The sequence below is a fragment of the Sporosarcina sp. P13 genome, assembly GCF_002743055.1.
GTDB lineage: Bacteria > Bacillota > Bacilli > Bacillales_A > Planococcaceae > Sporosarcina.
The window spans coordinates 38,095-61,646 of sequence record NZ_PDYM01000005.1; the positions used below are offsets into that span (position 1 = coordinate 38,095).

Consider the following 23,552-nt stretch of genomic DNA (forward strand, 5'->3'; position numbering starts at 1 on the left):
CATTGGTTTTTCATGCTACAATAAGATTAGATACTAAGAAGGGTGGACTTGTATTGAATAAGAAATTGTCTATCTATTTACTTATGTTAGCAATCGGTTTTACACTTTTAATTTTAGCAATCATACTCGATCTTCCGGAAAAACTACAGTGGCTATTTTTAGCGATTGCAATTATATTAAACGTCACTAGCGCTGTTGCCGCTATGAGAATCGGCTTACGAGAAATGAAACCCGATAAACGATAAGTTAATTCGTCAGCGAAATAAACAAGTCAGTGGCTACTGAAGCCACTGACTTGTTTATAGTTTAATTCTTTTTTCTACGTAAGCCTTTAAACCATCTGCCGAATATACGTGACGCTTCGGCAATATGTATGCACTCACTGTACTTGTGTATATGTAAATATAATCTGCGTCCTCTATCATACGCTGTATACCACCCCACTGTACCTGCGTCTCGCCCATTGAGGTCTTATCTGAAATACCAGCCTTATTCATCTTCATAGAATGTTCGCCGATCAGCCCTTCATTTTTCCCTTCTTTCAACATCTTACGCACTTGTCTTGTAATGTGGAAATAGAAGTATTTTGGATAAAGAATTATCCATAAAATCGCAGTCAATCCGAAAGCAATAAACAAAGGCCCTCTTGCCATATCCGTAAAAACGGATAAGAAATAGGCAAACAAGAAGAATATTAGGGGGGATACAAAACGTTGCCACTGCAATGAATGCTTACCTACTTTTGAATTTTTGACATGATATAAATTAAAAGCCACGACATCTTCTTCTGTTAACTCATACTCAAATTCCATCTGGTCCCCCTGCTAAATGAGACGTATCATTCAATAAGGAACAACTTTTGTTCTCCACATCTATTACAGTCAATGACGTATTATCAATTGTTACCGCATATTTTTGATCTTCCAGTAACGCAACGATGATTCGTTTAAGAAAGCTACCATGACTGACAACGAGAATTCGTTGATCTGGATTCAAGCGGACTTGATTCGCTACAAATTCAAGACCTCTAGCTATGACACTTTCTTCTGTTTCGCATTGCAAATCTAGCTCCCGCCACTTCGGCCCCCATTTTTGCTGACGTTCTTGCTCTGTCGTTCCTTCGATTAACCCACCACTTCTCTCACGCAGGCGTTCATCTTCTATCACTTCCACATTTAACTGCTTCGCAAGCAAATCCGCTGTTTGTCTTGCACGAGTCATTGGACTAGTGTAAATAATATCCCAATCTTCACCAGCAAGGCGCCATGCCAACTTTTCAGCAGTTAACATTCCTTCATCATCCAGTGGAATGTTTGAACTTCCTTGTGCACGTCCTTCTTTATTCCACGCAGTCACGCCATGTCGAACAAAGCCGATAATAGTCAATGAAACCACCCCTATATAATTTTACTCATCCCTTATATCTAGTCCTATCATGGATGCAAACTGAATAGCTTGTCGTGTAGATACGATACAACCGTCTAAATCCTTAATAGAAACGGTCAAACTATCAAATTCAGAAGTTTTTATTTCTACATTTTTCAAAGGTGTCTCATCAAAACTAGCTTGATCGAGTGTACATTCCACAAAACGCGTTTGCTTCATTTTACAATCATAAAAATCTGCGTCTTTCAGCTGACACCCGTGAAATTGTAAACGCTCCCATTTATTATGAACAAATGCACTTAGATTACCAATGCATTGATCAAACAATACATCTGTGAACCTAGCATCTGTAAAATTCACACCAAGCATTTTGCAGTTATGAAAGCTGGCTCGATGAATACTAACTCCTGTTAAATCCGAATTAGAAAAGTCACAGTTCTCAAAACGCACATCTGTAATGAACAAGCCTGGTAATGAAGCATGCTGAAAACTAGAGTTTTTAATGAAAGTATTTGTTAGATGGACGCGCTCTACCGTTTCACCATCAATTCTTGAGTCGACTATCTTACAATTTTGTAAGATAGGATCTTCCTGATTTAATAATTCTTGCAAAGTAGCAAGTGTTAATTGCTCCGAAACCTTTGGTTGATTCAATTTCATGAAAATCCGCCTTTCTAACAAACGGTGGTTACATAAAAAATTATATTTATAACATTTTCTTAGCTTGAATATATTGAATCGCTTGCTGGACACTAGCAAACGTTGTCAAATATTGATTGTATTCTTTAGACATCGCTAACTTGCGTGCAATAATTGGTGATACACCTGTTATATAAAGACGGCTACCCATTAGCTGTAGAACTTCTTTTATTTCAAAAAAACGATAAATAGGGGTTTCTTCTTGCCAATGTAAACCTGTAATATCAATCATTACATGATCAATATCTTGCGCATGGACATAGTCACTTAACTTCATAATCAACAGGTTAAAGCGTTCTTCACTCATTTGCCCGATTAACGAAACTGCGGCCAGGTTATCGAATATTTTCATAATAGGTAACATTAGCTGCTCTATTTCTAAGTCTTTCGTATGTAATTCTTCAATTTGTCTGTATTGTACAGAAACGTCGGTCAGCGTACCAATAAAATAAGTTGCCTTCTCTATTGTAATCGGCCGAATACTAAGACGGTTCCAAAATAGCTTGCCATCTTTTTTATAATTTTTCATCACAATAGTAATAGGTTGTTTTTCCGCAATGGCCCTTCTAACTTGCATTATAGCAGCCTTATCTGTTTCTTCCCCTTGAAGGAATCTACAATTACGTCCCATTACCTCCTGACGCGTATAGCCAGTCAGTGTTCCAAATACTTTATTCGTATGAATAATAGGATTATCCTCTCGTGAAGGATCGGTTACCAACGCTCCAACTCTACTACCATCAAGCATCGCTTCTATTAATTGTCTTTGAACGGTCTCTGTTAATTGTTTAATATAGCTCACACCCTAACGTTTCAAATACCCTCTCTATCGTAGCATATTCTTAGTCATATTGTATAAAAGATTAGAATGGACTGTCACGCTATATAATCTTAAATCCTATTCTTTTTTCATACATTTTCAAAAAATTCTCTGACGTTAATATTTCGCTCGGGGATTTTTAATTTCACTTTATACGAGTTGGTTTCATCTTCACAAATATAATAAAGGGGCCGGGATATTACTAGAAAATAGTCCGTTTTCCTACGCTTCTGTATAATAAAAAAGATACATTTATAAATACGTAGTCAAAAAGAAAAGTGCATGAAGGCGAATTGCTTCATGCACTTTAGAGTCTTTGGTCCTATCTTTTCATTATTTCCGATCTTCTACATCTAGTTTACTTCCATCATTAAAATGAATTTCCAATTCAAACTTTTCATAATTAGATTCCAAGCCAAAAGCTTTTAGTACTTGATCAATTGCTTCTTCATTTGTACTATCTTTCGTTAACTGCAATTGTTGAATTTTCGGGTATAGTTCATCGAACGCTTCTTGTCCTTTTAGGTGGACGCTGTTCAATTCGTCTTCAACTTTCGCTTCCAACGGTTCATTATTGTCTTGCTCAATTTCCGCTTCGTACTCTATGTCTTTACCATACGAAACATCAACATCGATTTCCTTAAATGAAAGTTTGTCCATGTCTGCTTTCATTTTGTCTGTTGTTGCATCTGTTGTCTGTGTTGTTGTACTTTCCACAGAAGCATTCGTGTCTGCAGGCTGTTCTGCTGGTGCCAATGGTGTTGGAACATCAACCGGTTCTTTCGTATTGTTTCCGCATCCCGCAAGGCCAATAGCCAGAACTGATACAGTAGTCATCAATAATCGTTTCATTCAATATTCCTCCCTTTACATGTGATTCCTTCTATAGTTTACCCAATCCTCTATTTTTTAATCGATTAGTTTTATTTCATAAAGGGTATATTGATTGGTAAAGGAGTGATTCGCGTGAATAATTATGATGAACTATTTGCTTTAGAAACAATAGATGCGATTGAATCAGCAGTGCAAGTAGATGGAAATTTACGTCGGGCTCATGCGATGGGAGTCGCTTTTGATGCGATTTTTAAGCCTACAGAAGCGGCCATTCCTTGGACAACTGCCGCGCATTTGCAAAAACAGGAAGTACAGGCAATTGTACGTTTTTCACATAGTTCGCCAAGCGTGGATCCAAGTAAAAGACTAAACCCTGTTAAAGGAATGGCTGTCCGCTTTGAACTGCCTGGTGGTAACTTTACAAATCTAGTAATGGTGAATATACCGATTTTCATCAGCAAGACCCCCGAAGCATTTACCCGTTTAATACGTTCTTTCGATAAAGACGCAAGCTCTTGGAGCGAACGAATAGATTCAATACTACATGACACAAATTATACAGCTTTCGCTACAATCTTAAAAAAATTGAAACCTTTTCAAAACTTTGAGACTCATCATTATTATGCAATTCATGCTTACGTACTTGTGAATAAAGAAAAGCACAAGCAAGCTGTTCGCTTTGAGTGGCAACCGCTTCCTATAAATGATCGTAAAGTTGAAGCTAGTTCAATGGAGAATGAGTTGATCAAAAAGGTAGAGCAACAAACAGTGCAGTTTCGATTGCTCGTACAATTAGCTGAACCTGGTGATCCGACTGATGATCCAACAAAAGCATGGCCAAATGATCGCAGAAAGATTGAAGCCGGTATACTGACATTGACTTCCGTTCGAGCCGACAACGCAGAAAGTATTGTATTTGATCCGACAGTTACTACAGCCGGACTGGAAAGTAGCGATGACCCTATACTACGTTTTCGTTCAGCAGCGTATGAAGAGTCAGCTAGACGACGAAGAGCGATACAATAATCATTACCAATACCAGAACTTACACTTGCCGAATTTAATAAATATACTAAAATTCATCTGAAACTAGTTACACTCTATTTTAAATACTCAAACGATCTTTCTAGTATAGCTACAGATTACTTTTCAAGTTAACAAGCATAGTTCAAACTTGATTTTTTCATTACGTTATTGTTATTATTTAAAAGGTGTCAATTCAACTAATGTGCGTATAAACCATTCTATTAGAATGAGTATTGGCTAGGATTTCTGGCGTAAGGGGTTGACTACTCACTAGAAGGAGCTGATGTGTATGACTACAGAAAAGAACTTGGTGTTTGAAGATTCGGAAGATGAAGTGGTTAAAGATTATTCATTAGATCGTGTACCAATCGAAGATCGCAATAAAAGTTGGCTGAGCATTACGAACATCACGTTTGGAATCGCAACTGCCATCTTTTATTTTCAGATGGGGAGCGTCATGGCCTTACAGTTCGGAGCACCGAATGCTATCGTTTCGGCCATTTATGCGATTATTGTGGCGGGACTTCTCGGTACCGTCATTGCCTATTTATCGGCAAAGTCTGGTATGAATGTAAACCTATTATCACGGGGTGGTGGCTTCGGCTATATCGGCTCATCTCTTACTTCACTGATTTACGCCTCGAACTTTATTATGTATTGCGCGTTCGAAGGTCTGATTCTAGTATCTGCAGTACACCATTTCCTACCGGACTTTCCTAAATGGATTTTAATTGTGGTATTCGGCACTATCATTATTCCACTTAATTGGTTCGGAATTGAGCAGCTAGACAAGCTTCAGAAATGGTCTATGCCTATTTTTCTTATCTTCCTTGTTACAGCGATTGTCCTATCCATTATTAAACCACCTCTCTATACTGGATCTGTTTTCTCCTATATGCCTGAAGGCGTAACATTCGGTGGGACAGCATTGCTGTTTTGCATCGGAATGCATAACGGAATCATCGGGTTGACCGCATTACTCGCTTCTGATTATGCGCGTTTCCTAAAGCCAAAAGACCGAAAATATGGGTCTATTGCGATTGGGTTTATACCACAGGTTTTCTGTTACGGCGTGATGGGTGGTCTCGGAATTTGGTTCGGCGTACGTTTCCTTGAAAAAGATCCTGGCGTTTATATCGTTCTATTGCTAGGTATTGGAGGAGCACTATTTACGATGTTGACGCAATTACGGATCAACGTCACAAATATTTATAGTAGTTCATTATCACTTTCCAATTTTTTCGAGAATGTTCTCCGCTTTACACCTGGACGAAGATTTTGGGTTGTCGTTTCTGCTTTCTCCGCAATCGCTCTGATGTTGGGTGGAATAGTAGATCACTTGGATAAAGTCATGACCTTCCAAGGTGTATTCTTATTTTCATGGGCCGCAATTTTAGTGACTGATGCTTTAGTCGTTAAAAAATGGTTAAAGATTGGTCCGACATATTATGTAGCTAGACAGGAATATTTATATAAATGGAATCCTGTAGGCGTCGTTTCGTTACTAGTCGCCAGTACATTTGGTACGATAGCCGCATCAGGAATCCTCGGTGTATTCTTACAATCTACCGCTGCATTTTTTGCCGCTTTGCTTGCTGCATTATTGACAGTTGTGATAGCTATTTATACAAAAGGTGCATACTATTTGGAACGCGAACCGAAAGATATTACAGCCGATGATCGACTCGGGTAATCTAAGAAATGAATATAAGAGTAATTGGTATTAATAAAGCCGTCACCCAAATAGGGTGACGGCTATTTCTGTGTGATTAAATTACGCTTTATCGTCCTGCCCATAAAATACCGGTGGCACAGATCCAAACACTCTGCGGTGATAAAGCATTGGATCTTTCTGTTTGTCAATTTGAAGATCCACCACTTCTCCGATAATAATCGTGTGATCTCCCGCTTCTATCGTTTGGAACGTTTTACATTCAAATACACCAAATGCATCTTCAATAATCGGCACACCACGATCAGACAATTCCCACTTACATGTGGAGAAACGATCTTCTACACGACTAGCAAACGTGCTGCAAAGTTCTTGTTGATCTCCTGCAAGCACATGCACTGCGAACTTTCCGCCTTCCGTAAACGCTTTAATAGAAGAAACTCTATGATCAATAGACCACAATAGGAGCATCGGGTCTAACGAAACCGAAGCGAATGAATTGACCGTTAATCCAACAGGCGTTCCATCTTCTGTGACAGCAGTCACTACAGTTACTCCCGTTGGATAGTTTCCCATAATTTCTTTGAATAAATTTTGTTGTTCATCTTTTTTCATAAGCCATTCTCTCCTTTATTAATAGGCTATATCCGAGTTACAAATCTAGTCTGCATTCCCTTCCACTAGCCGTTGCTTACTCTATCATAGCACTTCTGCCATCTTTCTTCATTTTTCTCAGCTTCTACTCAACTTTTCTTTCAGTATATTCACAATGCGGCACAATGAGTGACATTGCTAGCGATAACTTTGACCATTCTGATCTCTACTTCATAAACGGCGGCGGTATTAAATTATGGCAATACAGAGATAGAGCGATTGTGATGTTACTATTTTACATTGATCATTTATTAAGGGATACTAGGTATATGACCAATAGCACGCGCTAGTGTACAAAAACCTGGAGTTGATTTAATTGAACAAAAGAGGACGTAAAGTAGGTGCGAATGGCGCAAAGAGTAGAGAGTTACTTTTACATATTGCGGCGGAAGAATTTGCTCAGAACGGCTACCATGACACGAAAATTAGCACAATCGTCAAGACGGCCAATGTTACCCAACCTACATTTTATTTATATTTCAAAAATAAAGAAGCAATCTTTAAAGAATTAGTGGACAATTTTAAAGAAAAGCTATCTACCCTGACTAGAGATAGTAGATTATCAAATAATATGGATCCACAGTTAGCACAAGCAAGAATCAAAGAAAATCTTACTTCAGTCTTCCGGTTATTGGAACATAATAAACATGTGGCTAGAATCGGATTTATCCTTTCAGATGATGCCTACGAAATAAAGGAAAAAATGTCAAAACAGATTGAACAAAATCTTACTGTAGAAGTGCAGCATGGCTACTTCCATTCCAACATTGATCTAAGTACAGTCGCCTTTTCACTCATCGGTGCTATTGAGCGCTTAACTATAACTAAATTATGGACAGACAAAAAAAATTCTGAGGAACTAGCTGAGGAAGTTACAGAACTCTTTTTATACGGATTAAGTAAAAATGCGCGTAGTTAAAAGCGCTACAGTTGCTCGTGTTTGATTTCAAGGAACAGATTTCTACAGATCCAACAATGGCACTATCCGAAAAAATGGAGGAACTCAACAACTTAAACAAAGCCTATCATGCAGTAGTGGAAGAGTTAATCGGTACAGACCAATTCTCAGCTAATTGTATACAAACAACCCCCTCGATTTCGTGATCGAGGGGGTTATCGTTTTATAGTGCTTCTTTAATAACACGCTTATAATTTAACACCGACAACATACCGAATATGGAGTACAGCGCGGTATAGATCGCCATAACAATAAGCATTGGTGTCAACATTTCAGTTCCAAATAAAAACCAGCCCGATTTCACTGCAAAATAACTATGACATAAGCCTACGACTAATGGAATACCAAAATTGAATAGTTGTTTATGTTGCACACCTTTCAGTAAATCCGTTTGCGTATACCCAAGTTTCCGTAGAATCGTGTAATTCGCTTTTTCATCTTCGCTTTCATCCATTTGCTTAAAGTAGAGAATACAGCCTGACGTAATGAGAAAGGCCAGTCCAAGGAAACCAACAATAAACATGATGACACCAATTCCTTGCTTTTGTATCATTTTCTCTTCATATTTTGATTCATTGCCCGCCCAGATGTCGATATCTAGTGCATGAAAAATCGTATCTGCCCGTTCAATATCTTCCCTATTGGTAATCGTGACACCTGTATATTGAGAAAACTCGGTACTTAGCTCAACATCTTTATCAGCCAACATCTGTTGATAGATGCTTTGATCGACAATTGCGACTGGAAACGCGCCTGTCGCTCTAGCTGGGAGAACCGTTAGATCTTCCATTCCTTTGTATGCTAGTTTGTAAACATATTCTTCACCCGTAAAGACAATCATTCCTTGCTCTTGAATATGCATAAGATTATTCAAGAAATCACTTTGATTGGCCAAATAGACCTCTGTTTCTGCCACATCTAACTGCTCAACTACCTGATCACTGATGACGAGCATTGTAGTATCTGCAAAACTAAATAACGAATTACCTTCTTCAGCCGACATAGATAACACTTCCGAGAGATCCACTTGGAAGTTCAGTAAATCGATCGTCTCATAGCTGTTCGCAATACCCTCTTTTTCAAGCGCCTGTACAAATTCTGCACCATGTTCAGTCAATATCGAAAAATCGGCAGGAATATTTTTCTCCACCATCTTTTCTACAGAGTAATACGAAATATAACTTAGTGACAGCAAGGCAATCGATAAGGCTGACAATGTCGTAATAATCATCAGTAGCAAGGAATTCGATTTCATTCGAAACATGATCGAAGACAACGACAACACGTCATTGACATTCAAATAACCGTTCTTGCGCTTACGAATGATGTTAAAAATGAAACTGACAGAGCCTTTATAAAATAAATACGTTCCGATAATAACAGAGGCCAAGATGGCGATCATCACGACAAAAAACTGATTACCGAGGAACATACCGCTAAATAATTGCGAAGATAAATAATAACCAAATAAAATGAGCCCAATGCCAAACACACCAAGAATGGCTTGAAGAGCAGTCATCTTCTTCAATCGTTGCTGCGTAACAGTTGCCACACGGAACAATGATAAAATACTTTGTCTTCTAATAAAAACTGCATTCATCAATAAAATAAGTATATAAATTGCGGCAAAAACGACTAACGTCTGAACGAATGCTTCTGAAGAAAAACGTAAAGTAGCTACATCCTGTATGCCCGTTACTTTGAACAGAATCATCATCAACAAACGAGACATTGAAAAGCCTAAGAATATCCCAACAATAAGCGATCCGACATATAACACTAAATTCTCCACACTTAAGATGTGAAAAACCGTCCCCTTCGTCATACCAATCAATTGAAACAGCCCAATTTCCTTACTGCGTCTCTTAATAAATAAGTTGTTCGCGTACACTAAAAATACAGATACAATAAAAATTAGTAAAACCGAACCTGTTTTAATAGCCGCTGCGCCTTTCACTCCACCTGTCGTATCATCCAAAGCTGGATCAAATTGCAAAGTCATAAATGAAAAGTACAATGCTACACTGAAAACTAATGCGAAAATATAGACGTAATAATGCTTGAAGTTTTTCTTGATATTACGAAAGATTAATCGATTAACTGTCATGTTGCACCCCGCCTAGCACACCTTGCGTTTTAATAATGTCGTTGAAAAACTCGGTACGCGTTTGCTCTCCTTTATATAATTGCGTATAGATTTGACCGTCTTTAATGAACACGACACGTTCACTAAAGCTTGCCGCGAGTGGATCATGTGTCACCATGACGATTGAAGCATTGCGTTTCGTATTCAAGTCGCTTAGTTTATTCAATAGATCAGATGCCGCTTTTGAGTCGAGCGCACCTGTTGGTTCATCCGCAAAAATAATACTTGGATCATGAATGAATGCGCGTGCTGCAGAGGTCCGTTGCTTTTGGCCGCCCGAGATTTCATTCGGATATTTGTCGGCTATATCGGCTATCCCTAGATCTTCAGACACTGCATGAAACATTTCATTCGCTCTCTTTTTCGCTACTTTTTGCACAGATAACGGGAGTAGGATATTTTCTTTTACTGTTAACGTATCGAGCAAATTATAGTCTTGAAAGATAAAGCCTAAGTGACGCTTACGAAATTCCGCCATTTGTTTTTCTTTCATTGCATTTATGTTTTGTCCTTCTATACTAATTGTTCCCTGGCTTACTCGGTCGATTGATGACAGCACGTTTAGTAGGGTTGTTTTACCAGATCCAGATGCCCCCATAATACTGACGAATTCACCTTTATTCACTTCTAGGTCCAGTGCGCTTAGTACTTCTGTTTTATTCAATTTATTGCCGTAGGTTTTATAGATTTTCGTTGCTTGTAAAATCACCATATCCATCACTCCTCGTTACTTCTATATTAATCAATAGTTAGCATTTTCTCCTGTCTTTCATATGACAATTAGAAAAAGCATGTGACATTATCGTCACATGCTTTAGACTTCTAAGCGAGAACCGTTGCGAAGTACAGCTTTTGCTTTATCATCAACTTCCTTTACACACTGCTATACGGACAAATTCATTTTCTTTCGGGAAGGTTAAGATAAAGAGAGTGCCTTTTCCTAGCGTTGACTGTACTTGTATATCAATAAGCAATGATTCTGCTACTAGTTTGACTAAGTATAGTCCCATCCCCGTAGCAGCATGGTCTTGATGGTTCGCTGTTCCTGTGAAACCTTTATCGAATATCCGCGACAGATCTCTTTTATCGATACCCTGGCCAAAGTCTTCAATCGAAATCGTCGTCACTTCATGATCAGTGGTGCTTCGAATATAAATATCTGACGCTTCGCTATATTTCACAGCATTCGTTAATAACTGTCGAATCATGAAGCCTAACCACTTTGAATCTGTTAACACTTCTTCTGTTTTCAAGGACACTTCAAACCCAATCCCCTTTTGCATACACCAGAGTTTTAGCGATTTGATTTCTTGAGACAACAGCTTTTGAATATTCGTTTTTTCTATAAATAAATCATTTTGGATAAATGGAATGCGTTTTTGGTGAAGTTGCTGATCGAGTAATAAATGGATTCGAAGCCATTCATACATTAATTGTGAGCGAAGCACCGGATCTGACGTTCGTTCAATCATTAATTGCATCGTCGTTAACGGAGTCTTCACTTCGTGTATCCAATTAAGAATGTCGTCTTTCTCTTGATTCACGCTGATTTGTAGTTGATCTAGCTGATGTTTAACTATTGCTTGCTGTTCAGCAATCCATTCATAAGTTATTTTTTCAAATGTAGTAGATGCCTCTGGAAATTCAGTCATATCAAATGATGCATCGAGCATGTTCAATTCCCGATAAAATCTAGTTTCTTTGACGTATCGTACAATGATAAACAAGCAAAATAGTAAGCAAGATATGAATACGATATAAGCAGCAGATTGGAATGAAATACTCGAATCTAAAAAGCCCATCAGCAAAACAAGTAGCTGCAAGAGACAGAAGAACAGGATCCAACTAGCTCTTTCTTTTAAGAATACTCGAATCATAGCTGTGTTTCCTTTGCCATATATCCTTGCCCTACTTTCGTTTCGATTACATCGTTTAGCCCTATTTCTGCAATCCTTTTCCGTAATCGATTGACGTTGACCGTGAGTGTATTATCACTGACAAATCTCTCATCGTCCCATAAACTCGTGATCATCTCTTCTCTTGTCACAATCTCATTCTTTTTTTCTATGAGTAATTTCAATATATATATTTCATTTTTAGTCAGTTCAATCGAACCGTTTTCATTTGTTAACGTACCTTTAACAAAATCAACAGTAGCCTCGCACCATGTTTTCACTTCCAATGTTTGATCTGTATTATAGTTATACACACGTCGTAACGTTGCTTGTATTTTTGCGATAAGCACTTCGAAATGGAAAGGTTTTTGCACAAAATCATCTGCTCCGAGTTGCATCGACATAACCATATCTGTCGGATGATCCCGTGAAGAAAGAAATATAATGGGCACATTCGAATGCGTACGAATCATTCGACACCAATGAAATCCATCGAATTTCGGTAGCTGGATATCAATGAGTACAAGATCAGGCTTGTTGTCCGTAAATTCCTGCAACACGTTACTAAAGTCTTTCACACCCGCCACGTTATACGACCAGTGCGTCAAGCGCTCTCTTATTTCCTCATATAATGTTTGATCATCTTCAATTAACATAATCGTAAACAATGAAATCACCACACTTTTCATAATTGCTTTTAGTTTATCCTATCTAGCGACATAATCAAAACAGCGCACCCTATAGGCACGCTGCTCTCACTTCTATTCATCGTAAATAAAACAAGCCACCATTGATTATATCAATTGTAATTCTAGGCATAAAACGTTCTGCTATTGCTTGTTTTTCAATCTCATAGCTATTCGGTTTCTCGTCCAGGCCCTCATAAAAATAATCTAGTACAGCTTGATCTTTTCTCCACCTTTTCTTCGCCTCATCTACCCATTGATGATCCTCTTTTTCAATGAGTTGATTAATTACATGATCCAATCGTTCAAATGCACGTTGAGGTTTAATAATGAATGGAAGATGAAAAACATGTTCGGGTGGTTCATTTACTAAATCTAGCGTACATAACGTTTCTTGAAAATCTTGAAAGACAGCACCTGTCATCAAGTTGATGCCTAAGGAGTACAGTAACTCTTTCGTCTGATGACTCCTATAAGAAACTTTTACGTTCACTCCGAGCCACGGCGTCAGAACCTCATCACTTGATACTTGCTCGTGCATCTTCACGAATGAACCCATTTCTCTAGTGACGCGGAATAATTGATGGAGTCGTGGAGAACCTATATGCAGAACCTCTCCTTTAATACCATCCCTTAACTGCTCAATATCAGTGATGAGCATAAGCTTGGCAGGATTCGGTGTTTCACCGACAGTTTCAATATAACGCCAGTAAAATGGTCGATTCATAATCTTTTTATCCATCTCGATCGTTAGCTGTACGTTCATATAATGTGGGTGTTGCGTAAGGATCTCACAATTGCTATTCCTGAAAAAATGATGTAAGTATTCATTTATTTCCTGCGGTTGCATGTAGTTCCTCCTTCTCTTAAACGCTTATCGTGTCGTCAAAATATCATCCAGCTCCCCTACTACTTTTTCAAATGTTTCTATCTTACCTTCGAGCACACCTAAAATATGATCATCAATCGTGTCTTGAACAGCTAAATTATAAATATGGACATCATGCGCTTGACCTAAACGATGCACCCGTCCAATTCGCTGCTCCAATTTCATCGGATTCCAAGGTAGGTCATAATTGATCACATGATGGCAAAACTGTAGATTGATACCTTCAGCACCCGATTCAGTGGCAATCAGTACTTGTGCTTTTTGCTGGAACAGATGCTTGATCCACTCTCGACTGTTTTTGCTTAACCGTCCGTTGAAGATGACATTCGATATGCCTTTCGAAAATAAGACATCACTCAAATAGAGTTGGGTCGCACGATATTCCGTGAATAAGATGACCTTATCGTTCGCTTGTGTAATAAGTTCGACCGCCTTATCTGCTTTCGAATGCGTAGACTGTTGCACCAGTTGCCGCATAATTGCATTCACATGCTCTTTCTCTTGTGGGCTTGTGCACTCCTCGAGTAATTTGCTTAATGTAACGAATACAGCATCTTGGCTACTACACATTTCGCGTTGCAATGTAAGTGTTGTAAATGAATCCGCAAAGACAGGAGATACTTCTTTTAGTTTTGACAGGATGCGATAAGTCTCTTTTTCACTAGATGTAAACTCGACAGGAATCGCCTGCACTTTACGCTTTGTCCATTCAACTCCAGTATCTTGGCGTCTGTTCCTAACCATTACTTGACCGACTAATTCCTTTAAATATTCTTCTTGCTCCGCATTGCGTTTCTTCGTTGAGAATATAGATGAGAACTCTTCATAATTTCCTAGATGCCCTTGTTTCAGCAACGTCACTAAATAAAATAATTCGAATATATCATTTTGAATGGGTGTAGCCGTCAGCAATAAACAGAACTTTTTCTTTAGATTTTCCACAAACTTATAGCTAATCGTTTGATGATTCTTCAATTTATGCGCTTCATCTACAATGATTAAATCATAATCTTGCGCAAGTACTTTCTCTTTATGGGGACTACGTTTTGCGGTATCCATACTCATAACGACAACATCCACATAATCTAGTTCATAATTCTTTTTATACAGTAGCGCAGGGATATGGAACTTCGTGTGTAACTCTTCTACCCATTGATTGGCGAGAGAAGCTGGTACTAAGATGAGTGCTTTTTTCACCAGCCCACGGATTAAGTATTCCTTTAGGATCAGACCCGCTTCAATCGTCTTACCAAGGCCTACCTCATCTGCCAGTATCGCTTTGCCATTCATCTCTCCAATGACCCGCTCTGCCACCTCTAGTTGATGGCCAAGTGGTTTGACACACGGTAAGTATTTCAATGATTGAAGACCTGTAAAGCTATCGATTAGCTGTTTTTTCGCAATGGTGTAGCTCATTTTATATACTTCCCAAGAGTCCCAAGGCTTTCGTTGTTCTAGTCTTTCAAGGAAACCTTCTTGCCAGACAGTTGACTTTTCTAGTTGCATCTCTTCACCTCTGCGTACATTTTCATTAGTAGTAGGGTGTCCAAAAAAGAGTTTCTTATGAATTCTAAAAAGAAAAACCCCTCAGTTGGGGTTTCTCACAGTTTACGGATTAAATTTCGAAAGCAGTAAAACTACCCTCTTCATCAAATTCAGTGACGTGAAACACACGGTCTGAAAATGATTCAGCTACATCCGTATCATTACCGACTACCAATGTAAGAACGTTGAATTTTTTTAGCTTCTTCTTTTCACGGAACCTTTTCAGGAACTCCTTACTTACTTCGTCTTCTCCATCCGTCACGAAAATCACATCGGCTCGTTTGAATGTGCTTTGCTCAATCACTTTCAATGCCCCTTCGAGTGATTGTGTGAAATCCGTTCCGCCACCTAGATACGTTCTGGCTAAGCGAATCAACTCATTGCTTGAGATTTTCCCTTTTACATATGTATCTAGTTGAATGGTTGTTGAAAATAGCAACACACATAAGTCTCTGCGCTGCTTTTTTGCAATTGACAGTAACGCTAATATAAAGCCTTTTGATTGGTTATCAAGCAATTTCATACTGCCCGATTGATCTAAACAACATATGATAGGACCTTTCCCAAGCTTCTCCTGTTTCTTCTGCTCATATTGCATCGTTTCGCCTTCAGCAAAGCGACGTAAAAAATCATTTTTCGTAGCATCGTGACTATATAAGCTTAATTCCATCGGCAAAAGACGCTCTATTTCATTACCTATCGTCACGCCTCGCCGTTCCATCGCATCGACATAAGTGGACTGTTGTTTCTTGCGTGCCACTTCTTTGAAACGTCCTGCCCAATCCGCAATTTCCTGCATCTTTGGATCCGTGGCGACTTTATCAGCTACCGCTAATTGTTCACGGAGCGGCACTTTCTTCAGTTCAGCGTCCCCTTTCCCCGTGCTAGAACCGCCCATTAAAGAAATTACACTCTCTTTCACTTTGATAGTTTCTTCTACCGCTTCATCCATTGCTTGTAGGAAACGTTCACCATTCGTCTCCAGTGTGAGCTCTAGCTTGTCGCTCAATTGAACGGATGCCTCTTCAAGATCCTGTATCAAACCACCCTCAGCCTTCTCCATTTCTTCTGCTTGTCGGACTGGCATTTTATCTTGCAATGCCTGCACCGCTTCCAATCGATCTTGCAGTTCCTTGTCTTCTACCTTCACCTCTGCGAGCCATGAATTGATCTTTTCACCAAACTTTACTGCACAGACAGTCGCTGCCAAATCGTCTAGTCGCGTATACCTTCTATATTCTTCGAAGTGCTGGTCGGTCAGAAGCTTTTCTATTATCGTTCGGTTCGGCTTCAATGAACTATCGACTACTTCTTTTAAGAGCTGGGGCTTCATTTTGTATAAAGCTGCCCATATATCACCTAGGAGCGACTCCGTTGTCGGTAATTCTCCTTCTTCTCGCACTTTCTGAAGGCCTTCAGACATCGCAAACAACTCTTTGAACCTTCTTTTGTCAAATGCATCAGTATTCAATACGGAGCGGTGATCCCTAATGATTTTGCTTCGCTTCATGAAACCCACCCCTCTCACATTCTGAAAAAGACTCCAAGGCGCTTATCATTTTTGTTCTTTTTTCCATCGGTTGTTCCATAATACGAGTGATCTAACCTGCTGCTTTCCACTTCGTTCTTCATAGAATGTAACTTACTTAGTAATATGTCGATTTCTGTTGAACGACTTGAATTACTTTCTTTCAGTTTATTCAGATCTGCATTTAATGCTCCGATCTTCTTTACCGCTTCCATGCCCGCTTCTGTGGATTGATCACGAACTGCTGTGTCATAAATTTCATTCGCTTCGTTCTCCATGGAAGATAGCGTACGTGCAACGCTATCTAGCGCATGTCGGTGGACAATGTTCGATACGACTTCTTTTTGGTCTAGCGTTTCCCAAAGAGCATTTTCAAGTATCGCGATATCATCAATTTGTACAGTTTCCCGCTTATTGATTAATGCCTTCGCCTTCAATACACATAGGGATTGTTTGAAGCGACGATCAGATGGCTGTATCCCTTCATCTTGCAACTCTCTTCGGATTGTTGATAGTGTATCGTACACTTCGTCAGGAATTGCGACTTTGTTTGTCAGTTCTTGTAGCTTCACTAAGTCGTCCAAATGCATGGAAGGAGTCTCCACAGTTTCGCCATCATTTTTCAGCATGGAAACGAAGTTCGCTTCATCCGCAATGAAGTCAATCTCATAGCGTAAAAGAAACCTGTCAAATAACGCTTCTAGTCCTTCCCCTTCTTCTGGATATTCATTGGACGCACCGATCACGGATATGAGTGGAACTTTGACAGGTGACCCATCATTATAGAAAAGTCGTTCGTTTATAAGCGTCAGTAAACAATTCAGAATTGCCGAGTTGGCTTTGAAAATTTCATCTAGGAATACTAAATGAGCTTCTGGCATTTTTGTTGCAGTGTTTCGTTTGTACACTCCTTGTTCCAAGTCCCTCAATGATAACGGTCCAAAAACTTCCTCTGGCGTACTGAATTTCGTCAATAACCATTGGAAATAGCAAGTACCTTCGACAATTTTAGCAAGTTCCACAGACAATGCAGATTTTGCAGTTCCTGAAGGTCCAATCATCAACATATGTTGGCGAGAAAGCAGAGCAACTAAAATCCCTTCCACTTCACTCTCGCGTTCGTAAAATTTTGCATTGAGTGAGCACTTAATTTCTTCTAGCCTTTGTAAGTTTTTATTTATCATGTAGCATTCCCCTTAGTTTGTATTCGAAATACACAGCCTTCCGCGTAACGGATTCCCGTACTACACAGTCTTACTCAACAGTTTGCTTGAAATTCCGTCATTTTAACCTCGGTGTGGTAATATATTTGCCTTCATGATGTTTCCGTTACCTAACCCTTTTCTTTTTCACTATTTTAGAATTTTTCCTGAACTAATATATTTTTCATTCATTACGCTGAGAATTTAGTTGATATTTAAGTGTTCTGATCCAAATCATTTTTAAATATTGAATCTTTATTTCTTACTTGGGCATACTAAACCGTATAAATGCCTATAGATAGGAGCATATCATATGGAAGCGTCAGCTAAAAAACAAGATCAAAGTTTTAAAGAGCAACAAATTAAACAGCAACAACAACAGCTAAAAGAAAACCAAACACCAGCTGAACAACAGTTTGATATCAAAAAGAAATTAGCCATGCAAGCTATGCAACAAGCCGTACAGACTATTCAGCAGATGGCATCGATGAACGATATCCCGTCCTTGCAACAAGCACAGCAACAGTTACAACAAGCCATTCAGCAACTGAATTATATGCAAGGAATATCAATTACCCAATCCACCACACCCGAACAGCAGCAATTAGAACAAGTTCAGCAACAAATTAAGCAAGCAGCACAAACTCTTCAACTTATTCAATCTCTTAACAGTGGAAATAACAGCTTTCAAAAAGGGTAAAAAACGCGCAGTAGATTCCGAACGGAACCTACTACGCGCTCTTTTTATTGACTTTTTTGCAATAAATTATTCACAGCCTCGCGAATCTCTTGATAGCCTGTACATCTACAAATATTTGATTGCAGCCACTCTTCTACAAGTTCTTCCGATGCATTCGGGTGATTCGTTATAAGCGCATGGCAGTTGACGATAAAACCAGGTGTGCAAAAACCACATTGAATCGCCCAGTGATCAACAAATGCTGATTGAACCGGAGAATTCAACAAACCCTCAATCGTCGTAATTGGCTTGTTTACGACTTCAACAGCTAATGAAAGACAAGAATGTGTGGGTTCCCCATTGACTAGTACCGTACAAGCACCACAATCACCATCTTCACATGCACGTTTAGCCCCAGTTAATCCTAGTTGCTCTCTCAGCGTACATAACAGAGTATCCGAGGCTCGAACAACCGCTTCGTGCGTTTCTCCATTCACATGTAAATGAATGACTTTCTTCGTTGGTTTATTCTTTATATTCATTCCCCCATCCCCATTTCTTCCATTATGTCGTACAGCATATTTCTTAAGACAAACACTCGGTACTCATTGGATCCTTGAAGATCATCCAAAACGTTTGTAGGAAGACTGTTTATTGCTTTTTCAATTCTTTCGCTTACTGATTTCTTGGAGTCATTTAATATATTTTCGACTTCTTGTGATCGAAAAGGGTACTCGCAAACCCCACTAAAAGCGATACGAATTTTTTTATCCTTTACAATCGCCGCCGCTGAAATAACGGGATACCCTACCTTAGAAAATCTGGTCTTTTTAAGACTTGCATAAGGTAACTTGGTATACTCTGTGTCAATAATCACTTGCAGCAACAGCTCCCCAGCCTGTACTTTCAGCTTCTTATCAAATACAGAAGATAATGGGACAATTTTCTCTTTCGTTCCTTTCACTAGTTTCACTTTAGCATCTACTAATAAAAGAGGTAAAACACTTTCCTTATAGATTAATTCGCTATTGATATTGCCGCCGATTGTAATTTTATTACGCGAAGTATGATCTGCAATTTTCTTAATGGTTTCTCCTAACAACGGAAATAAATTAGAATTCGTAATGTGATTTAATGACATAGCGGCACCAATAACCAATTTGTCGTCTTGCACTTCCATGACAGTGCATTCCGCAATTTCTTTAATATCTATAACCGTATCTACTTTCAGCTCATTCACACGTGCCCTTGTAATGATTTCTGTACCGCCGGAGAAGTACATCGCATGGTCGCCTTGATCATGAACCATAGTATATGTCTGATTTGCTTCCGCCACTGTAGCAGGTTTGATGTAGTTGAAATCAAAAGCAATCATTGTTTTTCCACCTTCTTCGCTTGCCAAATAACTTCCGGCGTCAGTGGCAATTGAGTAAGTTCCACTTCCGTACCGACAGAAAGACTGTTAGCCAAGCATGCAGCTGCCCCAATGACACCGTACTCCCCTATACCTCTAGCACCAAAAGGTCCGTCTGCAGCTGGCGTTTCAATAAATTCAACGAGATATTCTGCTGGTTGCTCACCGTACCGAAGCACCGGATAATTTCGAAGCCCTGTATTTTGAACCACTCCGTTATGATCAAATATAAACTTCTCACTCGTTGCGTAACTAAGTCCCATATACATACCGCCACGCATTTGTTGTGTGGCTGTCATCGGATTAATAATCGTTCCTCCGTCAAGAACAGTCACTGCGTTAAGTATCGAATACGTAAAATCCCGTGTATTCAATTCCACTTCCACTGCTTGGACACCAACCGACCACCACGGCCCTGGTTTACCAAAGCCCGTTTGTTCATCCATCGGTGTCAAATGCCGCTGAACATGCTTTCCGACACCTACAACTTGCCCTTCTATCGAGTGGCCACTTGGATAGGTGTATCCTATCGCAATATCTTTTATTTCCACTCCAAACGTTGGATCAGGCGTTAAAAACACACGACCGCCACCCACTTCCAAGTCTTCTGGAGTACATTGCAATACAATAGAAGCTGTTTTTTTCAATTGAGCAATTGCATTTTCCGCCGCAGAAATAACCGCACGTCCCGCGAGAAACGTCGAGCTACTAGCCACTGTTCGCCATTGATGCGGATCATATTGCGTATTCGTTTCCATCGTGACATGGATTTTCTTCATGTCCATTCCTAACTTTTCCGCAAGAATTTGTCCAAGAACCGTTTTCGTCCCTTGCCCTAACTCGATCGCTGCACAATTTAAATTGACACTGCCATCTGCTTCAAATGTTAGAATCGCACCTGCTTGAGCATTCGTAGCAGTGGTCGATGTCTTCCAAAATAGACTAATTCCTTTTGTACGTACTTTATTTTTACCGATTTCGATCTTTTGGCCTTCATCCCATTTAATTAATTCTCTTGCACGGTTAAGACACTTCTCCACGTCCCCTATATTGTTGGCAGTTAATCCAGTTTGAGTAGGCGATGTATGTCCAGGTTTGATGCCATTTAAAATACGAAATTGCACAGGATCTATTTGTAACTTTTTAGCTAGTTGATCAATCGTTCGTTCTACCGCAAATGTCAGCTCTGGATGTCCATAACCTCTAAATGAAGTCGCGAATGGGTGATTTGTGTATATACAGTATGAGTCACACCATACATTCGGAATATGATAGGGACCTGTACAATCTATCGCAGCTGCTCTAGTAATTCCTGCTGCCTGGTCTGAATAAGCACCTGAATCGAGTAAGTACGTATACTTACCCGCAACCAATTTCCCTTCCTTCGTTGCACCCAGCTGTACGGTTGCGTCAAGACCTATACGACAAGGTCCTGTTATCATATCTTCTTCTCGATCAAATTCTAATTTTACTAATTTCCCACCGACCGCTTTTGAAGCAAGATAAGCGAGAGGTTCTAATTGAACCGTTCCCTTTCCTCCAAATGCTCCACCAACCATTGGAATGTGGACCAGTATATTTCCTACATCTACATTAAAAAACTGATTAAGTACTTTTTTTATAGTAAATGGAGATTGGCTACACGAATGCACAATGACCTTACCCGCAGGATTGATTTCTACTCGTGTACTTCGTGTCTCCAATGCCACATGATCCGAAAGATTGAACGAATAATTCGCTGTAATCGTCTCTTCGCAGCTGGCCCACGCGCTATCAAAATCTCCTTTACGAATCTTAATATGACTGCCAATATTTGTTCCTGATTTCGGATAGACATTGTCTATGATTTTCGTATACTGTCCTGCATTTTCATGAACGAGGGGGGCGTCCTGTTGAAAAGCTTGTTGGACGGAATTCACAATAGGTAAAGGTTCATATTCGACTTTTACTTTTGTAGTAGCTAATTTAGCTTGATGTTCGTGATCTGCAACGACAATCGCGACAGGCTCACCGTAATATCGTACTTTTTCAAATGCTAAAGGGGGACGATCTGCCAAAATGGGGCCGATGTGAAACGGAAACATTTCTCCTGTTACAACGGCACGTACACCTGGTATTTTCCATGCCTCCGTTGTATCAATGGATGTAATCCTGGCATGTGCTTGTGTACTTTTCACAAGTTTTGCATGCATTAGGCCTGGAACTGAATAATCCCCAACATATCGAACTTTTCCTGTCGACTTTTCCACTGCATCAATCCGTTGTTCAGGTGTGCCTACTGTTGTCCATATTTTATTTGCCACAAACTTTGACCTCCCAAAAGCAATCTAATGCGCCACGACTATAAGTGTGTCTGCATCTATTTCGTGCGATGTAGCATCCAATACCTTTTCAAGCGTTAATGCAGTTATTTGTAGTTCCTGTGGATCTTTCACAATAAAAATTGTTGCACCACCAGCCACCACATTTTCTCTTTTCATCGTGACCACCGCTACAATTTCCGCATGTTGATTTTCCAATGTGCACAACTCCTTCTAGTAGTGAATAACCGGTGTATCCTACTTTCCTTTATGTGCTTCCTTAGGCATTCGAATGGCACTATCAAGAATTGGTACTTGCTCCAGCACCGCTCGTACTTGATGAAAGTCCTTTTCACTTGGCAACATGAACAGTGCAATTCGCCCATCCGCCATGTCCCTTTTCGTCATTGGAACCAACGCAGGTTCACCAGAGTCTAAATAACTTCCTAATACAGTCGCTATATGATGCAACATTGCCTGCCGTTGCCCAAGGTAGGATAGCGTCACAATACCATTTTGATTTCTTGGTGTAACAATTACACCAACCGCTTTATCCGTAATAATTTTTCTTGTATCAGCCAAGCCCACATTTTTTATAAGAATATCGTCTACAAAGAGTGTGGCTCCTTCAAAACGAATCTCTCCTTCCGAAACGTCTGCAATTTCCTGAAGTACTTTTCCTGACTTACGGAATTTCACAATTAGCAACAAAACAATTCCACCGATTATTCCTAGCCAAAAGGAATACACTGCGCATAATGTGGTGATAAGCGCTGTAAACATCACCAAATAGTTTCGACTTTCAAACGCTTGTGCCATTCCCTCGATAAATGGAATCCCACGTTTCACCAACTCAAATGCATCAATATTTTGCAGTGACTCTCTTTCCATCTTTCGTACTTCACGAAATTGTGTGGCGGCTAACCCAAGGAATGTCACAGCAGTCCAGTCAGATTCCAAAACTGCTGGCGTTGCGACTGCCCCGATAAATGCCGCAATGAAGCCAAAGGAAAGGTGAATAATTTGTCCCGTTGGATACGTTGGGTATTGCCGAAAGTCCGTTCGTAATAATAGTAAACGTGCCGAAAAACCAAAAACCACTCCCATTACAACAGGAAGCAAATAATCACTCAAAGCGATCCTCTCCTACAATTAAATATGTTATAGCTCCTATCCTTTCCATAATCAGACGAAAATATAATATGAATGTGTATCAATA

General features: G+C 39.5%; 25 protein-coding genes. 6 read left to right on the top strand and 19 right to left on the bottom strand.

The features are described from left to right. Positions 1-53: 53 nt before the first annotated feature. Positions 54-245 carry a hypothetical protein gene (locus CSV79_RS04265; protein ID WP_099687795.1) on the top strand — a complete coding sequence of 64 codons (192 nt, stop codon included), beginning with the start codon at positions 54-56 and terminating at the stop codon, positions 243-245. Between the two features lie 54 nt (positions 246-299). Here the strand turns inward: CSV79_RS04265 and CSV79_RS04270 are convergent, their stop codons facing one another. The 5 genes from CSV79_RS04270 to CSV79_RS04290 form a co-directional block, all read right to left on the bottom strand. Then, a complete protein-coding gene (locus CSV79_RS04270) occupies positions 300-812 on the bottom strand; it encodes a YcxB family protein (protein ID WP_099687796.1) in 513 nt (170 codons plus the stop codon). Beyond that, positions 802-1,386: a histidine phosphatase family protein gene (locus tag CSV79_RS04275; protein ID WP_099687797.1), complete on the bottom strand. Its 585-nt coding sequence runs from the start codon at positions 1,384-1,386 to the stop codon at positions 802-804. The genes CSV79_RS04270 and CSV79_RS04275 overlap by 11 nt, the downstream gene beginning before the upstream one ends. Before the next feature lie 21 nt (positions 1,387-1,407). Then, the gene (locus CSV79_RS04280; RefSeq protein WP_099687798.1) at positions 1,408-2,046 is read right to left on the bottom strand and encodes a pentapeptide repeat-containing protein; all 639 of its coding nucleotides are present in this window, start codon (positions 2,044-2,046) and stop codon (positions 1,408-1,410) included. Between the two features lie 46 nt (positions 2,047-2,092). Further along, complete coding sequence (gene ytvA, locus CSV79_RS04285; protein ID WP_233201362.1) at positions 2,093-2,887, bottom strand: YtvA family blue-light photoreceptor; 795 nt, start codon at positions 2,885-2,887, stop codon at positions 2,093-2,095. A 351-nt stretch (positions 2,888-3,238) separates the two neighbouring features. After that, positions 3,239-3,757 carry a YusW family protein gene (locus CSV79_RS04290; RefSeq protein ID WP_099687799.1) on the bottom strand — a complete coding sequence of 173 codons (519 nt, stop codon included), beginning with the start codon at positions 3,755-3,757 and terminating at the stop codon, positions 3,239-3,241. Between the two features lie 114 nt (positions 3,758-3,871). On the opposite strand from CSV79_RS04290, the gene CSV79_RS04295 reads away from it, so the two are divergent. Both CSV79_RS04295 and CSV79_RS04300 read left to right on the top strand, forming a co-directional pair. Continuing rightward, positions 3,872-4,765, top strand: a complete 894-nt coding sequence (locus CSV79_RS04295; protein WP_099687800.1) for a catalase — start codon at positions 3,872-3,874, stop codon at positions 4,763-4,765. A gap of 289 nt (positions 4,766-5,054) precedes the next feature. Continuing rightward, the gene (locus tag CSV79_RS04300; RefSeq protein ID WP_099687801.1) at positions 5,055-6,458 is read left to right on the top strand and encodes a purine-cytosine permease family protein; all 1,404 of its coding nucleotides are present in this window, start codon (positions 5,055-5,057) and stop codon (positions 6,456-6,458) included. 81 nt (positions 6,459-6,539) lie between these two features. Here CSV79_RS04300 and CSV79_RS04305 read toward each other — a convergent pair whose 3' ends face one another. Continuing rightward, positions 6,540-7,052: a flavin reductase family protein gene (locus CSV79_RS04305; protein WP_099687802.1), complete on the bottom strand. Its 513-nt coding sequence runs from the start codon at positions 7,050-7,052 to the stop codon at positions 6,540-6,542. 355 nt (positions 7,053-7,407) lie between these two features. Between CSV79_RS04305 and CSV79_RS04310 the strand changes: the two genes are divergently transcribed. Then, positions 7,408-8,010, top strand: a complete 603-nt coding sequence (locus CSV79_RS04310) for a TetR/AcrR family transcriptional regulator (RefSeq protein WP_099687803.1) — start codon at positions 7,408-7,410, stop codon at positions 8,008-8,010. An 11-nt stretch (positions 8,011-8,021) separates the two neighbouring features. Further along, positions 8,022-8,195: a hypothetical protein gene (locus CSV79_RS16740; RefSeq protein ID WP_158232462.1), complete on the top strand. Its 174-nt coding sequence runs from the start codon at positions 8,022-8,024 to the stop codon at positions 8,193-8,195. A 17-nt stretch (positions 8,196-8,212) separates the two neighbouring features. On the opposite strand, the gene CSV79_RS04315 is transcribed toward CSV79_RS16740, so the two are convergent. The 8 genes from CSV79_RS04315 to CSV79_RS04350 all read right to left on the bottom strand — a co-directional run bounded on the left by CSV79_RS04315 (position 8,213) and on the right by CSV79_RS04350 (position 17,922). Beyond that, positions 8,213-10,156, bottom strand: coding sequence for an ABC transporter permease (locus CSV79_RS04315; RefSeq protein WP_099687804.1), 1,944 nt, complete (start codon positions 10,154-10,156; stop codon positions 8,213-8,215). Beyond that, on the bottom strand, positions 10,146-10,907 hold the full coding sequence (locus CSV79_RS04320) for an ABC transporter ATP-binding protein (protein WP_099687805.1): 762 nt from the start codon (positions 10,905-10,907) through the stop codon (positions 10,146-10,148). Before CSV79_RS04320 ends, CSV79_RS04315 begins: the two co-directional genes overlap by 11 nt. A 151-nt stretch (positions 10,908-11,058) precedes the next feature. Next, on the bottom strand, positions 11,059-12,072 hold the full coding sequence (locus CSV79_RS04325) for a sensor histidine kinase (protein WP_099687806.1): 1,014 nt from the start codon (positions 12,070-12,072) through the stop codon (positions 11,059-11,061). Next, a complete protein-coding gene (locus CSV79_RS04330; RefSeq protein WP_099687895.1) occupies positions 12,069-12,758 on the bottom strand; it encodes a response regulator transcription factor in 690 nt (229 codons plus the stop codon). Before CSV79_RS04330 ends, CSV79_RS04325 begins: the two co-directional genes overlap by 4 nt. Before the next feature lie 97 nt (positions 12,759-12,855). Next, positions 12,856-13,626, bottom strand: a complete 771-nt coding sequence (locus tag CSV79_RS04335; RefSeq protein WP_099687807.1) for a YqhG family protein — start codon at positions 13,624-13,626, stop codon at positions 12,856-12,858. 24 nt (positions 13,627-13,650) lie between these two features. Next, complete coding sequence (locus tag CSV79_RS04340) at positions 13,651-15,171, bottom strand: DEAD/DEAH box helicase (RefSeq protein WP_099687808.1); 1,521 nt, start codon at positions 15,169-15,171, stop codon at positions 13,651-13,653. Positions 15,172-15,280: 109 nt separating this feature from the next. Continuing rightward, positions 15,281-16,720 (bottom strand): VWA domain-containing protein, encoded by a 1,440-nt coding sequence (locus CSV79_RS04345; protein WP_233201363.1) that lies wholly within the window; start codon positions 16,718-16,720, stop codon positions 15,281-15,283. A gap of 14 nt (positions 16,721-16,734) precedes the next feature. Continuing rightward, on the bottom strand, positions 16,735-17,922 hold the full coding sequence (locus tag CSV79_RS04350; RefSeq protein WP_099687809.1) for an AAA family ATPase: 1,188 nt from the start codon (positions 17,920-17,922) through the stop codon (positions 16,735-16,737). A 331-nt stretch (positions 17,923-18,253) separates the two neighbouring features. On the opposite strand from CSV79_RS04350, the gene CSV79_RS04355 reads away from it, so the two are divergent. Next, the gene (locus CSV79_RS04355) at positions 18,254-18,640 is read left to right on the top strand and encodes a hypothetical protein (protein ID WP_099687810.1); all 387 of its coding nucleotides are present in this window, start codon (positions 18,254-18,256) and stop codon (positions 18,638-18,640) included. 44 nt (positions 18,641-18,684) lie between these two features. Here the strand turns inward: CSV79_RS04355 and CSV79_RS04360 are convergent, their stop codons facing one another. From CSV79_RS04360 to CSV79_RS04380, 5 genes are read right to left on the bottom strand one after another with little or no spacing between them, the layout of a single operon-like run. Beyond that, positions 18,685-19,161: a (2Fe-2S)-binding protein gene (locus CSV79_RS04360; RefSeq protein WP_099687811.1), complete on the bottom strand. Its 477-nt coding sequence runs from the start codon at positions 19,159-19,161 to the stop codon at positions 18,685-18,687. After that, a complete protein-coding gene (locus CSV79_RS04365; protein WP_099687812.1) occupies positions 19,158-19,994 on the bottom strand; it encodes an FAD binding domain-containing protein in 837 nt (278 codons plus the stop codon). The genes CSV79_RS04360 and CSV79_RS04365 overlap by 4 nt, the downstream gene beginning before the upstream one ends. Further along, positions 19,991-22,336, bottom strand: coding sequence for a xanthine dehydrogenase family protein molybdopterin-binding subunit (locus CSV79_RS04370; protein WP_099687813.1), 2,346 nt, complete (start codon positions 22,334-22,336; stop codon positions 19,991-19,993). Before CSV79_RS04370 ends, CSV79_RS04365 begins: the two co-directional genes overlap by 4 nt. Before the next feature lie 24 nt (positions 22,337-22,360). Beyond that, on the bottom strand, positions 22,361-22,552 hold the full coding sequence (locus CSV79_RS04375; protein WP_099687814.1) for a capping complex subunit for YIEGIA: 192 nt from the start codon (positions 22,550-22,552) through the stop codon (positions 22,361-22,363). Between the two features lie 39 nt (positions 22,553-22,591). Next, positions 22,592-23,467, bottom strand: a complete 876-nt coding sequence (locus tag CSV79_RS04380; RefSeq protein WP_233201364.1) for a YIEGIA family protein — start codon at positions 23,465-23,467, stop codon at positions 22,592-22,594. Positions 23,468-23,552 lie beyond the last annotated feature (85 nt).

Bases quoted from the DNA above. Each gene is read 5' to 3' on its own strand.
- CSV79_RS04355 (WP_099687810.1), top strand. From the start codon at position 18,254: ATGGAAGCGTCAGCTAAAAAACAAGATCAAAGTTTTAAAGAGCAACAA.
- CSV79_RS04300 (WP_099687801.1), top strand. From the start codon at position 5,055: ATGACTACAGAAAAGAACTTGGTGTTTGAAGATTCGGAAGATGAAGTG.
- CSV79_RS04350 (WP_099687809.1), bottom strand. From the start codon at position 17,922: ATGATAAATAAAAACTTACAAAGGCTAGAAGAAATTAAGTGCTCACTC.
- CSV79_RS04325 (WP_099687806.1), bottom strand. From the start codon at position 12,072: ATGATTCGAGTATTCTTAAAAGAAAGAGCTAGTTGGATCCTGTTCTTC.
- CSV79_RS04290 (WP_099687799.1), bottom strand. From the start codon at position 3,757: ATGAAACGATTATTGATGACTACTGTATCAGTTCTGGCTATTGGCCTT.
- CSV79_RS04280 (WP_099687798.1), bottom strand. From the start codon at position 2,046: ATGAAATTGAATCAACCAAAGGTTTCGGAGCAATTAACACTTGCTACT.
- CSV79_RS04360 (WP_099687811.1), bottom strand. From the start codon at position 19,161: ATGAATATAAAGAATAAACCAACGAAGAAAGTCATTCATTTACATGTG.
- CSV79_RS04270 (WP_099687796.1), bottom strand. From the start codon at position 812: ATGGAATTTGAGTATGAGTTAACAGAAGAAGATGTCGTGGCTTTTAAT.
- CSV79_RS04335 (WP_099687807.1), bottom strand. From the start codon at position 13,626: ATGCAACCGCAGGAAATAAATGAATACTTACATCATTTTTTCAGGAAT.
- CSV79_RS04320 (WP_099687805.1), bottom strand. From the start codon at position 10,907: ATGGTGATTTTACAAGCAACGAAAATCTATAAAACCTACGGCAATAAA.
- CSV79_RS04345 (WP_233201363.1), bottom strand. From the start codon at position 16,720: ATGAAGCGAAGCAAAATCATTAGGGATCACCGCTCCGTATTGAATACT.
- CSV79_RS04315 (WP_099687804.1), bottom strand. From the start codon at position 10,156: ATGACAGTTAATCGATTAATCTTTCGTAATATCAAGAAAAACTTCAAG.
- CSV79_RS04340 (WP_099687808.1), bottom strand. From the start codon at position 15,171: ATGCAACTAGAAAAGTCAACTGTCTGGCAAGAAGGTTTCCTTGAAAGA.
- CSV79_RS04365 (WP_099687812.1), bottom strand. From the start codon at position 19,994: ATGATTGCTTTTGATTTCAACTACATCAAACCTGCTACAGTGGCGGAA.
- CSV79_RS04305 (WP_099687802.1), bottom strand. From the start codon at position 7,052: ATGAAAAAAGATGAACAACAAAATTTATTCAAAGAAATTATGGGAAAC.